Below are 15,402 nucleotides of genomic sequence, written 5' to 3'. Positions count from 1 at the left end.
TCTTTTACAAATTGATTACTTTACCACGCTAAAATCGTACATATAATAACATACTTCTATTCGAATGTCAATTGGGATTTGGGGACGGGCTTGAGTCCTAACATGGAACGTCCCCCTATATATGACTTCGCCGGTACTGCTGTTTCCATTTTTCAAGCAGCACGGAATTTGGCTCCATTTGTATATGCTTCTTAATGTCTTCCATCTCCTGGCGCATCTGAGCGTTGACTTCCACATAGTCGTCATGCTTAGTCAGCAGGATGTGGTATTCCTCCAGGGACATATACTTATAGGACGCATACAGATACGGCTTGAGCAGTGCAGAGTCTTCGCAGATCTGGTAAGCCCGGTCGTACATCCTGGCCGACTCCTGATATAAAAACAGCCTCCCGTAAGCTGCACCCAGCCCGGCGTATATCTTGCCGTAGAACTTGGGGTCCACGCTTTCATCCGCCTCTTCGTTGAGTATGGCCTGATACACGAGGATCGCCTCCTCGATCTCCCCGCTCTCCAGCAGGTTATCGCCCTTATACTTCTGACGCTCAATGTCCTTCTGATTCTTCAGCCGCTCCAGCACATTCTGGATCCGTATCATCTCCGGTTCCCTGAATATCCGGGAGCTCTTCAGGATCGTCAATACAAACTTTTCCACTGAACCGCGCATCCGGATGACATCCCTGAGATTTCCTGCCAGTTCCGGCATACCGATCTCTTCCTCCAGCCAGGTACAGAGCTGTTCGTTCATGATCGTGTAGTCAATCAGGTAGAGATTGTTGCACAGATAATAGCATAATTCTTCAATTGTAAATATCTTGCAGTGGATCCTTGTAATCTCATAAGGATGCGTTGCATGCCTGTCATGACAAAGAATTAAACTTCCCATCATTGCCTCCTAAATGTATAATCTTCTCTTCCTGAAAATCCGTAGGCAGGTAAAATTCTCCGAACCCTACGTCCCGCACTGTGATTTTACAGGTCTTTTCATCCAGAAACAGCGTCTCTATCTGCAGCCGCATAGAATATTCGCCTCTCTTTGGGAAATTTTCCAACGAAATAACCTCTGTTTTTAAAGTTCCCTGCACCAGAGATTCTACATGCAGTTCTATGTTCTCCATATCCTCCAGAAGCACTTCCCACTGATTGTTAGACTCATACCAGTGCGCTCCCCAGGACACAATCGGGTACCACATCTCCTGGCCGTCTACTCTCATATTCACAGTGATCTGATCCGTCAGCTTTGTCTCCGAGAGATATACCGGATCTTCTATGTGCATAAACATCTTCCGGTAAGCCGTGTAACAGGCTCCCTTGCTGTACAGATTATTTCCGATAAAAGCTCTTCTTCCATTACAAAGTACGCGCAGAGAGGTCGGATACCAGTTATTTTCAAACCCCTCTCCTGTCAGAAAGACTGAGGATACAATGCGTTTATCAAATACGCTTTCTATAAATTTGCAAAAACGTGAATCCGCCTCCTTCGCCTTGTCCTCATTCAGCACCGGATAAACGGCAGCCAATTCTTTCATATGGGCGCTGGCGACTTCGTCCACCGTGACGAAAGTCGTCTTCCCCCCACCCAGCCCGGGCTTCAGTCTTCTTAACATAAAAGCCTTGATCTCATTACGGTCACAGCAGAATAGTGCGGCATCGTACTGCCACAATTCCTTAGGCTGGTAAAAAAGATAGTTACAGAAACTTTCCTTATAATCCTGAATGAAAATGTGCCTCTTATCGATGTTCATGCGTACCGCAATCCCACGCAGAAGCTGGGCCAGCTCCTCAGTCAGTTCCGGGACAGAAAACACGATCCCCTCAATCTGCGGAAAAGACTGCAGCGACATCTGCACAAACTTGGAGAGCAGCCAGACCGCATCATAAGTCTCTTCCCCGAACTCAATCTTTTCTCCTGCCAGGCTCTTGTCCAGCAGCCTCGTAACCGTAAACCCCTCTTTAATTGTAACCAGACGCTTTGCTTCCTTACCATAAGCCCATGTATCCCTGAGTTTACCAATAATCAGGGGGATCTGGTAATTATCAGAATCCACCTCCAGTGTCTCCGGCTCCAGCTGCTGATCGTTGTAGAAACTGATCTGGCAGGTCTTATCATTTATCTCATATCCAATTATATTGCCTTGTCCCATTACAGACAGCCTCCTCACCTTTACCGCCGGGGCTTTTACTTTGCCCCTCGGCCGCAATGTACTTTCTGCCGGCTATGTCCCAGTCCTCCCGGCGGCATAGTGACATTCTATGTTACCGATCCCAGGCTGGCCTGTGAACAGTAACCATCATCTTCCATTAATATTGTTCAAACATATGAGCGGCAATCGCATCCTCCGCCGCATATGACCTCATCTTTATATCCCGCTCTCTGCCATCCTCCAGCAGGATGTCGTTCAGACGTCCGTATCTTCCCGATTCGCCTTTCTTTACTTCTTTCACACAGGTTTCCTTATCGCTCCTGTATGTATTTCCGTCAATTGTCTCCTTAAAATAGTATTTCAGCTTTTCATTGGCAAACAGCACAAACTTCTTCACATACAGGTTCTCGTACATCGGAGTCAAAACCTCGGTGGAGTAATCCACCTCCTCGGAATCCCCTTTCTGCAGCTGATAGTAAAGCATGACACGGCTGCCCTTCTGCCCCTTATATTCGATCAGCGTCTTATCCCAGAGCTGAAGTTCAATCAGCCAGTCTTTCTCATATGCGAGGAAAAACGGGAAATAAATCTGCTTGCCGCTGAGTTCCTGCAGGAACTTCTTCAGGGTCTTGCGTATCATCGAATTATATTCTCTGTTGGAATAGTACTTGAGAACCGCAATCTTACAGATATCTATCGTGTCCTCTCCCTTTTCATACTCTCTGCATATAATATCAATGATGCTCTTGCTGATTTTTCTTTCCTCCACAACATAGCCCCTGGACATATAGGCCAGGTATGCCTGCTGCAGTCTGAAATATGCGCCCTCCGCATAGTATTCCTCGAACACCTGCACTTCCGCAAACAGTTCTTCCGAGAAGAGCATCTGTGTCAGAATCCGCTCCGCCAGCTTATGCGTATGTACCTCATACTCCCGCGCCTCTCTCCAGAGCCGCTTCATATCCGTTGTGGCGCCGCAGTAATAATTGGAAAGATACGTCAGGATCACCTTATCATACTGACCTTTTTTGAATAATTCAAAACAGATATAGGTCAGAAAATCATCGTTTTCGTAGTTATTCTCCCTGATGTTCTTACTGCAGAGACTGAATAATTCCTCTTCCTCATAGTTCTCAACGCCCTTTTCCCGCACAATATCAAGAGTCAGTGTTTCCTCTGCCTCTTCCATCCGGTTCATGCGCATGCTGTTGATATACTTCTTGCACATATCCATATAACGCAGTTCATAGAACATGCGTCTGCTCTCATAAGGGATTGAATCCGTATAATGCCTGCCGTCCCTGGATTCCCATACAAGCCTGTCTGTCTTGGCGTATAAGAAGACCTGGGCGCCCCGGTCCGTATACGGCACCTTTTGGGTAATGCTTCCGTCATCCGCTATGATGTGGATGAACTTCATGTTCGGTACCTTGGTTGTAATCTCATAGGCGTGGCAAATATCATATAATGCCTTGATGCGCTCCGGATTCATGGAACGCTCCACGATAAAGCGCTTATAAATGATCCTCAGCTGTTCGTCGATGTGCCGTCTCTCCAGCTGATTCCATGCAAAAGCCTCCATCTCATCCCGGTAATGCGCATAGATCTCGCTGGATTCATCCTCATACGTAATCAAATTGGAGTATAATAGAGCGCACTTTCGGTAGTCCAGCGTGTTTCCATGCATAAAATACAGGTACACAGATCTGGGCAGTGCCTTATGGAAATGGCTTTCCTTAATAGAAGCCATATAATATTCATAGAGCTGTGCAATCTTCTGCTCAGTCTCCACCGCTTTTTCATACCATTTAAAATAATCGTAGCCGATACAGTTTCCTTTGATCAGAAGGGTACAGATGGCTGTAAGGATCATGTTTTCCTCATACATCTTGTAGGCCAGTACCAGGGTCTCATACAGGTGCCTGTCAAAGTTCTTCAGCTGGCTTGCCAGATTCGCCGTATACAGGGCCAGCTCCTTTGTCATCAGTTTATATTTTGCCGCAAAATACAGCACCATAACCTCGAATTTGCCCAGCTTTTTCAGGGAGGAACTCTTATCCCTGAAGCACTTAAATGCCTCCATATAGAACCAGATGCTGTGCGTCTTCTCCTCATAAAACTGGCGTTCCAGTGCACGCAGGCGTTCGCTGTATATCTTATACTCGGAGTCTACATTGACCAGCATACACAGAATCAGCCAGCTCTCCGGATGCTTCATATAGGACTTGGAAAGTTCCTCTGCCACCCGGCGCTGCCCGATCGAATCATTGCTGAGCAGGGTCGTAAGATATAAATAGTAGGAACTCATCTCAACATTCTTGCCAATTGCAAACCGGTTATAATTATAGGATTCCAGAATCCACTTCGCCTCTTCCATGCGTTTTCCAAGCAGGCAGATATGCGCGTGTACAAGAAGATACATCTCCTTCTTATTATCCTTCTCCCTGAGATGCTCTATCTTTTTCAGGGATTCCTCTGTCCAGGTATTTAGGTCTATCCTGCCGGCCTCATAAGTCAGATACCGCTTCACAATGCTGGTAAATTCCATATCGCCCGCACGGTGTTCCTCCTCCCGCCTGACATCCTTCTCCACCACAATCTCGTAGGCCAGAGTCTCATAAGGTGTCTGCAGCATGATCTGCCCGAAATTGCTGCCCCGGTGCAGATGCTCCGGTGTGATAATATATTCCAAACGGTAGGAATTGCCGATAAACTCTTCTGTGGTCACCTTCACGTGCTCTACGGTTAAAAAATCTCCTTCCGTCTGCACGTCAATAGAAAGATATCCCCAAGTATTCTTTTTAATCGTCAGAGTTTCTTTGCGAGCCTCTTCCACTTCCATAAAAGCGCGGCTCTCCTCTTCCAGGGTCAGAAATATCTTTTCTTTCTGCTTACAGCCCACAAGAAATTCCTCCAGGGCCTGCTGATCCAACTCCCATTTGCGCATATTGTCGTAAAGGGCCTGGATACGTTTATCTTCATATTTTAAAATCTCGTAAAAATCTCTGGAGCGGAACAGCTTTTCCGCCTCTGCCGGATCCCGGAAAGAAAGCTTCTTAAAATCTTCCAGGCTCTGAACCTTCCCATAGCTTGTCATAACAAAGGGCTTCTCTATGATTGCCGTAAATGCAACATCATATTCCCCGCCATTACACACTATGGTAAACCTGCCATGTTCCACATGTCCCGGCACCAGCCCGGAACCATCATATGTATAATAGATATTAACCGGGTTCCCATCGAAGCCCTGTTCCTCACAATGGACACGATAAGAAGAGGGATATACCAACCCTCTGATGGTCCCCTCGCCCTGGTTCTGCAGGGAAAAACTGCCCTTATACATCTCCCCCTCGCCGACACGCATAATAATCCGTGTCTCGGGGAAAATAATCTCCGGCTGCGGAATGTGAAAATCTCCTTTGGAAAGACGTTTAATCTTATTCTTCAAGTTAGTCACCTACTCATATTTCTTTCGTTGCATTTTTTCATAAGCACGCTATAATGAATTATATCATCTTTATACTATTTCTTGCAACGGGTGAATGAAAGAATTTGAAAGGGGATCGTATACATGAATACAAAACCAGAATTTCACGGCAGTGACCTGGAAAAAATATCGGAATACTACGGAATTCCTAAGGATTCCATAATCAGCTTCGGCGCCAATGTAAACCCACTGGGCCTATCCCGGAAGGTAAAAGCGGCTTTGAGCCGTCATTTGGATATCATTTCCACCTATCCGGACAGAGAATATACCTCCCTTCGCTGCGCCATCGGCGAATACTGTCAGGTATCCCCCGCTCATGTCATGGTGGGAAATGGATCTACAGAACTAATCTCTTTGCTTATTGAGCAGCGCCGCCCTAAAAAAACTCTCATACTGGGCCCCACATATTCAGAATATGCAAGAGAACTCTCGTTTTCTGATAGTACGCAGGATTACTACCATCTGAATCCCGACACTGGGTTTTGCCTCAACATCTCTGATTTTCTAGAAAGACTCGAGGCTGGGTATGATCTCCTGATCATATGCAATCCCAACAATCCTACATCTTCAGTCATAGGCACCTCTGATATGCGCAGCATCCTGTCCGTCTGTCAGAAGGCCGGAACCTTTGTTATGATTGATGAAACTTATGTAGAATTCGCCCCAGATATCTCTTCCGTAAGTGCCATGTCCCTGATCGAAGAATTTGACAACTTCATGGTTCTGCGCGGAGTCTCCAAATTCTTCGCCGCCCCCGGCCTCCGCCTGGGTTACGGAGTCACCAGCAGCCATTCCTTCCTGGCCCGGGTAAAGGAGCACCAGATTCCCTGGTCTCTGAACAGCATCGCCGCCTTTGCCGGAGAACTGATGCTGCAGGACACTAATTATATAGAAGAAACCCGCTCCTTAATAAAAGCTGAGCGCACAAGAATGTTGGAAGAACTGCACAAAATAAGCGGCATCACCGTCTACGACGCAGCCGCCAATTTCATCCTGATCCGTATCCGCAAACCCGGTATGACTGCCTTTGACCTATTCGAGGCCTGTATCAAACAGGGCATGATGATCCGGGACTGTTCTTCCTTTCAGTGCCTGGAGGGAGAATATGTGCGGTTTTGTGTAATGGGGCGGGAGGAGAATTCTAGGCTTATTGAGGGGATTCGAAGGAGTTTGGGGTAGGTTGGTATGGGGACGCTGTACGGAAGTGGAACAGGGCTCTTCTGGCGGCGGAATCAGTGCGTAAGCGCCGCTAATCAAAATCGGAGCGGGCCGCTGCGATGCTGTCCGGGGAGGCTTATGCTGATTCTGGAAGCCTTTAGCGTGCCGTACAATTGCTTACTGCGAAAAAGCCGCAGCTTATGGGGGAAAACTGATTTCCAAATCAGTTTTCCAGAGCATCTGAGCTTAGAAAGCATCAGGCTTTCTAAGTGAATATGCTCGGTCCCATAAGCTGCGGCTTTTTCACAGTTAGCAATTGTAGGCTAAGCGGCCGGTTTCCAGGATCAGCATAAGCCTCCCCGGACAGCATCGCAGCGGCCCGCTCCCATCAGGCGTCCTACACCCTCAATATAAGCGCCACAAAAACAAGATCCTCTCCCCCCGTATTTTTGACTCCATGTCCGTCTCCGTTTTTGCAGTATACTACATCTCCCGCCTCTATAGGCACCGCTTTTCCGTTATCATCATACATTCCCTTTCCAGAGAGAATGTAGTACGTTTCGGTTTCTCCGTGATGCTCGTGATGGCCAAGTTCACAATTGGGCTTGAGCGTTACTCTTGAGAACATTTTGCAGTGGTTTCCAAGCTCTTCTGTGCTTAACAGGGCTTCCTTCATGATGAAGCCTGCACCTCCGTTTGCTTTTTCTACTGTCTCAATCTTTCTTTCGCCTGCTTTTGTCATATTAAAGTCCTCCTTTTTCTTTGTTGTATATTTAGGCTAATTCCGCGCGTAATCTGTGCTTTAAACCCATTCTCGATCTGACATAAAACATTGCATATCCAAAGGGCACCCCGCAACTCATGCCCTGCGGGCGGGTCTGCAGCAAAGCTGCAGAATAAGGTATACATGTATGCTAAAAATCTTTCTTCATCTGCCGGTAATCCAGATCTTGATATCCCAGTTTCTCATAAAGGGCTTTTGCTCTTGTATTGTCATCTTCTATTTCCAGGCGGAAGCGTGTGACACCTTCTTCTCTGTGTGCTTCCATGTATGCGAAAAATTCGCTTCCCAGCCCCTTGGAGCGGTATTCTTCCAAGATATAGAGTTCTTCCAGCCAGTACACATACCCGCCAGCCTCCTGGGAAAATGTCTTCGCGATCAGGCCGTACCCCGCCATGCTGCCCTCATGTTCCAGCATATAGATCTTTCCATAAGTTCCGCTGCTGATGCATTCCTCGAAGGTTTTCTCAATATATGAATCCGGTATCGGATGCAGCACTGCCGGTGAATGGTAGAAATCATGCGCCATCTTCAAATATTGTTCTCTGTCTTCCTGTCTCACTTCTCGTATCATATATGCCTCCTGTTGTATCCTTCAAATGTCTTTCTTTCGAAGCAGCTCTTCCTGGCCGCCATTTCCGGCCTCCACAAACTCTCGGCACGAAAAAGCACGGTCCTTCGCCATCTCCGCTGCCCTCATATTATCATATTTCCCGGAAAAGGTCTACTCTTACCCTATCACTTTATTGTCTCAAATGCCGTGCAGCGTGGTACACGGCCCCGTAAAAAATGACCTCTTAACTTCCTTATGGAATTTTAAGAAATCATCTCCATGATTTGTGGTATAATATTTCTATAACTAATTGACTGAATTCTCCAGAAAGGATGGTATATTTATGGAATTAAACGAAGGATTAAAGAAAATATTTCTTGCGGGTGTCGGTGCGATAGCCACTACGGCAGAGACGGCAAAAGATGTGGTTGAGAATCTGGTAAAAAAAGGCGAGATTACTGTTGAGCAGGGAAAAGTACTCAATGAAGAACTGAAAAAAAACGCCAGGGAAAAGATGAAGGAGCATGTATCTGTCACAGTTGTGAAGGAATACAAAGATGCAATGACCGCAGTAGACCATATGAAAGAGGATGAGCTGGAAGCACTCAAGGCCAAAATCGCAGAGGTCGAAAAAGCCGCAGCACAAAAGGCTGCAGAGAAAGCCGCAGAAGAGGCTGCGGAGGAAAAGTCCGGGGACGGGGCCATGGATGCGGATAACGGCGACTCCTGTAAAGCAGCGGAGAAAGCTGCCGACCCTGAGGACGGCCCTGCAGGGGAGGACTCCTGCACTGAGGACAGCCCTGCAGAGGAAGCAGAAGCTGATGCCCCTCAGGATCCCCAATAGCAGGTTCTGCCTATGAACGAAACAATCGTAACCCCGGAGACATCCCAGGCAGAACCCCCAGCTTCCCAAAAGCGCCTGCGGGAGATCATGCAGGTACTTGGTAAACATCGCATAACCCATGGGCTCACCCCGGCCAAGCTTCGCGAAATTCTGGAAGATTTGGGCCCAACTTATGTAAAACTTGGGCAGATTATGTCCATGCGTTCGGATATGCTTCCTGAAAATTACTGCCGTGAGCTGACGAAGCTGCGCACAGAGGTAAGCCCCCTGCCCTATTCCGTTGTGTCCGGAGTCATTGAAGAAGAACTCAAAGAGCCGGCGGGAAACATCTTCTCTCAGATTGAGGAGACACCTCTCGGCTCTGCTTCGATTGCCCAGGTGCACCCCGCGGTCCTGAAGGATGGCACAAAAGTCGTTATTAAAATACAGCGGCCGGCCATAAAAGAGATCATGCAGGACGACATCCTGCTTCTGAAAAAAGCTGCCGGCATTCTGAAATTGGCTATTGGGACAGAAGACCTGATTGATTTCAGGACGATTCTGGATGAACTCTGGAAGACCACCCGGGAAGAAATAGATTTTCTTCAGGAGGCTGCAAACCTGAATCTTTTTTATGTGAACCAGAAGGATATTGTGTATGTCACCTGTCCAAGAGTATTTCACGAGTTTACTACTCCCCGGCTGCTTGTGATGGAGTATATTGACGGAATACAGATCGACGAGACAGAACGTCTCAAAGAGCTTGGCTATGATATGACAGAGATCGGCCAGAAGGCTGCCGAAAATTACTGTAAGCAGATACTCGAGGATGGTTTTTTTCATGCGGATCCCCATCCGGGCAATCTCTGGGTAGCAGGCGGACAGATCGCCTGGCTTGACTTAGGGATGACGGGCAGGCTGACTGAGCACAACAAACAGCTGCTCAAGAAGGCGATCACGGCGATTCTGGAACACGATATCTATTCTCTGAAAAATGTGCTTCTGGCATTCGGGGAACCCCAGGAACGCGTCAACCATGCCAGACTTTATACAGACATTGATGATATTTTAAGCAAATATATGTCCATGGATTTCGGAACAATGAAGCTGGGAGAATTAATTGAGCGCATGCTTTCTCTTGTAAAGGATCACCGTCTGGCTATTACCCCAGACATTACGCTGCTCGGACGGAGCATGGTCACGATGGAGGGAACGCTGGCAGCCTGTGCCCCGGACGTCAATATTCTGCAGATTCTTTCTATGCACATGTCCTCGCTCCTGCTGAAAGAACTGGATATAAAAAAACTGCTCAGGCATAAAGGACGCCAGCTCTATACTTCTATGGATAAGTCCATGGAGATTCCGGCACAGATATCTGATCTGCTCAATATTACCAAGAATGGACAGGCCCAGCTGAATCTGCAGCTTTCTGATTCCGAAGAGATACGCGCCGATATTCATAAAACGGCTGACCGTTTTGTTCTGAGTATACTGGCGGCAGCTCTGTTCATAGGCTCCGGAATGATTATTCATGTACGCACAATTCCACAGTGGTTTGGGATACCTTGGATCAGTTTTTTGGGGTATACGGTCTCTGGGGTGCTCATCATCGGATTGATTATCAGGATACTGATGGCGCGGCGGAAGTAGTAAGGGAGGGGGCGCAATGCAAAACAGCACACGCCTTCCCGGCCCCTCCCGGTTCGCCTTCCGCAAAGCTGGGTGCATCCTGCCAGGGGGATGTCCGATCGGTATTTTGTGGCTTGGGCGGGTGGGGATGGATGGCAGGGCTGTATTTGGCAAGGGGATTTTGCTTGCTTATATCTTCTTTTAATTTAGATTATGGCAGGCATTTTATATAGCGGTATTGGATCTTTTTGATTATGGGCAGGTCTTTTTGGATGTGTTTTGATGTTTTTTGGTAAAGGGCGTATAAGTTTTGGTGGGTTTCTTTTGGGGGCGGGGTTTTGTCGTACATTGCTTTTTGGGCGGCCTGCCGGAGGGTGTTGCAGTCTTGTTCGGTCAGGACAGGCAGGGCTTTTTTAAGGGTTTCGAAGGAATCTGTACTGAACGGGGTTTTTATGTTTGTGCCAAGGACGGCTGCTGCCGCACAGAAGGCAAGGTAGATCTCGGTTATGCCCTTGCCCTGGGCGTATTTTTGTATGGCGTTTGCTTTCTTTTTTCTCCGCACGGCAGCCTGTGTTGCTGTTAGGATTGTGCACAGGAATACCAGCAGGAAGGCTGTCAGGATGGCCAGGGCTGATTTGGATAAGGCTTGACGGCTTACTGCGGGTTTGCTGGCGGATGCGGGCGGTACTGCTGCCTGGCTGTCTCCGGTATACGGGAGGGTGTGCTCTCTTATGACCCATTTGTCTTCATAGGTTTCACACCAGGCATGGCCCATGTCGCCCGTTACTTCTGCACGGTAGGAACCGTCCGGCTGCTCTTTATACGCCGATGGAGGGATGGCATAGCCCTCGACATACCTGGCTGTATATCCCATGATGCGGTACATCAGAACGGCCGTTGTGGCAAAATGGACACAGAATCCCTTTTTGTTTTCAAACAGAAAGTATTCGGAAAAGTCCTGCCCCGAAGGAGTGGGCCCGGGCTGATAATCGTATACTGTATTTTCCTCAAACTCTTTCTGTATAAATTCTGCGGCTTCCTCTACTGAATGGATCTCCTGTTTTTCGCACAGGTTGATCAGACGGGTCAGATTTCCCGGATATCCTCTATATTGATTTGGTATCTCACCGTTTTCTTCCGGAGCTTTCCAAGTACTGTCCTGATAGACTGCGCCGTACGTCAGCGGCAGATAAACGGTGCTCTCGGGGCGGGTTGGAGACGCTACAACAAGTCCGTTTCCGTCTCCCGGCCGGAAATATCCGATGTTCTGCAGGCTTGTTGACTGATCCGGAGCGAACAGGTCGTGAGGGATTCCGGCAGTCGTACCTCCTTCGTTTGGAAACAGACCTTCCCGGGTATCTTCATTGTTCTGTACTTCGTTATCCTGGGATTTCTCCGGTGCAGTATCCTGAGGCCTTTCCGGCTTCGCTTCTTCTTTTTCCTTTGGTTCTTCTTCTTTTGATACACCGGAGGCCTCTTCCAGTCTCTGGATCACATGTTTCTCGATTACTGCCTTTGCCTGGATATACAACCCATTTTCTGCGGACTTTTGTACCTCTATCCTGCCTGCAGCTCCCCAGGAGACTGCGCAGAGCACAGAGACCAGCACTGCAGCTGTCACCGCATTTCCCCAGGCAGCCCTCCCTGTACTGCCTGTCCCTATGGCAAAATAGATACCGCAGGCCATAACCAACAGACCACAGGACCTCACAGATGGAAAATAACCTTCCATGGCAGAAAGGATAACCGGAAAGAAAAGCAGCACTATGACAGCCGCTTTTCCTTTTCCCCTGAGCAGAACCAGGGAAAACACCGCTATGATTGGTATGGTGGCTGCTGCAATCCCTACGGCCAGCAGGATATTGGAAATCTCAGGCACTTCATAGAGCAGGAGCGGCACACTGCCCTCCTCATGAATACGCAGATAGGCATTCGCCAGTGAATTCACTACCGCTGTTGCAGGCACACGATTTTTCCATACAAAAAAAATCAGGGCCGCGCCTCCTGCGGCCAGATATAGAATTTTTTTCTTTCCCCTGCTTCCCCACAGCCACAGCCAGAATACGGACAACAGAAAAAGGCAGCCATACAAACAGGGTTTTAATACCTGCAGGGGGAACACGGACAGCAGGCTCTCCCACCATGCGGCGGCAAGAAAACCCGCAGATAATGCCCTTGCCGCAAACAGACTAATCCGGTTCATTTCCCCGGATATCTCTCTGCTCTTCTGTTCAAACAGCCTGATGCCTGATTTACCTTCTTTTCTGTTTTTCATCGGCAGTCTCCTCCCTACAGCTGCAGTAATTCCTGCTTTTCACCATTGACGGTTATCCCGCCCTGTCCGTCAATATTAACAATACTGCTGAAATGCTCCCCGCGGAATGCATCTTCATAGCAGGCTTTGCGCATGCTGTCATCCGTATACGGCTCCATATCCAGCATTCTCCACAGAAGGCCGTGCACGGTCTCCTCACTGCTGACCTTCCATTTCACAATTCTCATATTCTTTTCTTCAAACCAGGCAGCCATATGAATACATTTTTCCTCCACCAGCGTCATGCACAGGGAGGCAGCTGATTCCAGCATTTTACTGAACCCCTCGCTGCTCTGTGCTTTTTTTGGGTACTCCATCCAGACCAGCACAACGCATCCCAGGGGAAAGCTGTATTCCTTCACCATCAGTGCATCTTCTTTGGCCGTCAGCTTCCAGTGGATGTCGTGCACAGAGTCCCATGGCCGGTATTCCCTGACCTGATAGATTTCAGCGGGGTCATCCCCGCTTTTTTCTACGGAATATTCATCCGCATCGGCCAGAAACTCCCGCGTCCGTCTCGTAATTTCCAGCGGCATCAGGCCGGTTCGGGGCATGATCCCTACATAAGCCTTGTCCGCAACGGGGATAGTTCTGTAAAACATCCCAAAAAAGTCAAAAATTTTCATACCGACAAGCGCGACTTCCATGCTTCCGCAGTATTCCGATGTAAAATAAAACGGAAGAGCTTTTTTTCTGCCCGGCTCCAACATTCCGGACATCTTTTTTACCATCATCTGACCGGAATTTCTTCCGCCGATCTTCACCCGAAGTTCATATTTCCCATTCCAGATCCTGGAAGTATTATTTACCCATAATTTCACCCTGATTTTCTGGTTTTTCTCCCCCATAGCCGGAACCTTCCCGATCCCCGCCGTCAACCTTGCAGACATGTTGTGCAGACAGGCAACTGAGACAAAGGGGTACAGGATTTCCAGCACTAAAGCTGCTGAAAGGGCCGGAGTATCATACATCAGGAACAGATACCCGGTTACCAGAACCGCCGCCGCATATCCTAGTGTTCGTCTTATCATGCCGCCACCTAACGCCTTTTCATAACCGGTGGCTTCACCTCTTCCAGGATCTGTTCCAGTACGTCTTCCGTCCGGATATGCCCGACCTTTGCCTTGGTGCTGAGCAGTACCCTGTGCCCTGCCACACATTGAAACACATCCGCCACATCATCTGGAATCACATACTCCCGGCCTCTCATATAAGCGCCGGCCTTAGCCATAGCCGCCATGGCCACGGTTCCCCTTGGGCTCAGCCCCATTGCAATGTATTCTCCGCCTCTGGTTGCCTTTGCCAGCTGGGCAATATAAGTGTATACGGCGTCATGTATAAACAGATTTTTCACTTCTTCCTGCGCCCGCAAAAGCAGCTCCGCCGTCATTACCCGTCTCACAGGTCCGGTGCTACGCCCTGACTGGTTTCTCTTCATAATCTCTACTTCTTCTTTCACGCTTGGATACCCCATGCTGACACAGATCATAAACCGATCCAGCTGAGACTCCGGAAGCAGCTGTGTTCCCGCAGAACCGGCGGGATTCTCCGTAGCGATCACGATAAAAGGATTCCCCGTCTTTCTGGTCACCCCATCCACGGTCACCTGCCTCTCCTCCATAACCTCCAATAGCGCGGACTGCGTCTTTGGCGAGGTTCTGTTGATCTCATCCGCCAGAAGGAGATTGCACATCACAGCACCCGGCTGGTACACAAACTGCTCCGTCGCTTTCTGATACAGCGTAAACCCTGTCAGGTCAGCAGGAAGCACATCCGGAGTAAACTGAACCCGCTTCTCCTCAAGCCCCATCGCTTTAGAAAAAGCAAGGGCCATGGTGGTCTTTCCCATCCCCGGAATATCCTCCACTAAAATATGCCCCCCAGCCAGAATCGCCATCATAATCTTTTCCGTAATCTCCTCTTTCCCAACAACGGCCCTGCCAACCTCTTGAAGCACCACATCAATAGCCTCTCTATAATCAGACATAAAACGCCTCCTCCTGACAAATACTTGTTCCCCAAATTATATCATATAATCAAGTAGTTTTGGGAAAGGATTCGCCTATCTAGGGCGGGAGGGACTACGGAGGCGGGGAAACTTCAGGGAACCTTCCTGCAAACGGGCCGCCTGCAGAAAGATTCACGGTAACAGCGGATTAAACTAACTACGCGGATATCAAAGCCCCCATTACCTTTGTAGATATCCTGCCCTTTTACGATATATACTACCCCAGCCATTCATTCCCGCTTCATCGATTCCATCCGCTGCCCCCGCCAAGATCCCCCGTCAGTGAAGCCACTTCTACCGTTTTGATGCACCAGCTTCAGGAACCGGAGATAGGGGCATCTGGAGGCGTCTTACGGCGGTTAGCTGGAGTTAAGTAAAATAGAAGGAAAACCGGGGTGATTTTTGTGATTCCGAATCACAAAAATCCCTGGCCCCAGCGCGCGAAGCCATCAGGGCTTCGCGTGATGTGGCCAGGTTGCCCCGGTTTTCCTTCTATTTTACTTTACTC

12 protein-coding genes are annotated in these 15,402 nt (G+C 48.5%); 4 read left to right on the top strand and 8 right to left on the bottom strand.

Annotated elements, in window-relative coordinates; translation table 11 throughout:
* Positions 1–115: 115 nt before the first annotated feature.
* The 3 genes from MWG26_RS09575 to MWG26_RS09565 form a co-directional block, all read right to left on the bottom strand.
* A complete protein-coding gene (locus tag MWG26_RS09575; RefSeq protein WP_025657773.1) occupies positions 116–883 on the bottom strand; it encodes a hypothetical protein in 768 nt (255 codons plus the stop codon).
* Entirely contained in the window at positions 858–2,141 is a 1,284-nt protein-coding gene (locus tag MWG26_RS09570; RefSeq protein ID WP_025657774.1) for a DUF5716 family protein, read from the bottom strand. The genes MWG26_RS09575 and MWG26_RS09570 overlap by 26 nt, the downstream gene beginning before the upstream one ends.
* A 157-nt stretch (positions 2,142–2,298) precedes the next feature.
* Complete coding sequence (locus MWG26_RS09565; RefSeq protein WP_025657775.1) at positions 2,299–5,589, bottom strand: DUF5717 family protein; 3,291 nt, start codon at positions 5,587–5,589, stop codon at positions 2,299–2,301.
* Positions 5,590–5,712: 123 nt separating this feature from the next.
* Between MWG26_RS09565 and MWG26_RS09560 the strand changes: the two genes are divergently transcribed.
* Positions 5,713–6,807, top strand: a complete 1,095-nt coding sequence (locus MWG26_RS09560; protein WP_025657776.1) for a pyridoxal phosphate-dependent aminotransferase — start codon at positions 5,713–5,715, stop codon at positions 6,805–6,807.
* A 376-nt stretch (positions 6,808–7,183) separates the two neighbouring features.
* On the opposite strand, the gene MWG26_RS09555 is transcribed toward MWG26_RS09560, so the two are convergent.
* On the bottom strand, positions 7,184–7,528 hold the full coding sequence (locus tag MWG26_RS09555) for a cupin domain-containing protein (protein WP_025657777.1): 345 nt from the start codon (positions 7,526–7,528) through the stop codon (positions 7,184–7,186).
* 172 nt (positions 7,529–7,700) lie between these two features.
* Complete coding sequence (locus MWG26_RS09550) at positions 7,701–8,141, bottom strand: GNAT family N-acetyltransferase (RefSeq protein WP_025657778.1); 441 nt, start codon at positions 8,139–8,141, stop codon at positions 7,701–7,703.
* 322 nt (positions 8,142–8,463) lie between these two features.
* Between MWG26_RS09550 and MWG26_RS09545 the strand changes: the two genes are divergently transcribed.
* From MWG26_RS09545 to MWG26_RS09535, 3 genes are read left to right on the top strand one after another with little or no spacing between them, the layout of a single operon-like run.
* Positions 8,464–8,964, top strand: a complete 501-nt coding sequence (locus MWG26_RS09545; protein ID WP_025657779.1) for a phasin family protein — start codon at positions 8,464–8,466, stop codon at positions 8,962–8,964.
* 12 nt (positions 8,965–8,976) lie between these two features.
* A complete protein-coding gene (locus tag MWG26_RS09540) occupies positions 8,977–10,593 on the top strand; it encodes an ABC1 kinase family protein (protein WP_025657780.1) in 1,617 nt (538 codons plus the stop codon).
* Between the two features lie 16 nt (positions 10,594–10,609).
* Positions 10,610–10,777 carry a hypothetical protein gene (locus MWG26_RS09535; RefSeq protein ID WP_153921307.1) on the top strand — a complete coding sequence of 56 codons (168 nt, stop codon included), beginning with the start codon at positions 10,610–10,612 and terminating at the stop codon, positions 10,775–10,777.
* 6 nt (positions 10,778–10,783) lie between these two features.
* On the opposite strand, the gene MWG26_RS09530 is transcribed toward MWG26_RS09535, so the two are convergent.
* From MWG26_RS09530 to MWG26_RS09520, 3 genes are read right to left on the bottom strand one after another with little or no spacing between them, the layout of a single operon-like run.
* The gene (locus tag MWG26_RS09530; RefSeq protein WP_025657781.1) at positions 10,784–12,847 is read right to left on the bottom strand and encodes a transglutaminase-like domain-containing protein; all 2,064 of its coding nucleotides are present in this window, start codon (positions 12,845–12,847) and stop codon (positions 10,784–10,786) included.
* Between the two features lie 14 nt (positions 12,848–12,861).
* Positions 12,862–13,917: a DUF58 domain-containing protein gene (locus tag MWG26_RS09525; RefSeq protein WP_025657782.1), complete on the bottom strand. Its 1,056-nt coding sequence runs from the start codon at positions 13,915–13,917 to the stop codon at positions 12,862–12,864.
* Positions 13,918–13,925: 8 nt separating this feature from the next.
* Positions 13,926–14,873: an AAA family ATPase gene (locus MWG26_RS09520; protein WP_025657783.1), complete on the bottom strand. Its 948-nt coding sequence runs from the start codon at positions 14,871–14,873 to the stop codon at positions 13,926–13,928.
* Between the last annotated feature and the right edge of the window lie 529 nt (positions 14,874–15,402).

Source organism: Faecalicatena contorta, from assembly GCF_022835095.1.
GTDB lineage: Bacteria > Bacillota > Clostridia > Lachnospirales > Lachnospiraceae > Faecalicatena > Faecalicatena contorta.
This window is presented reverse-complemented; position numbering and strand designations above follow the sequence as displayed.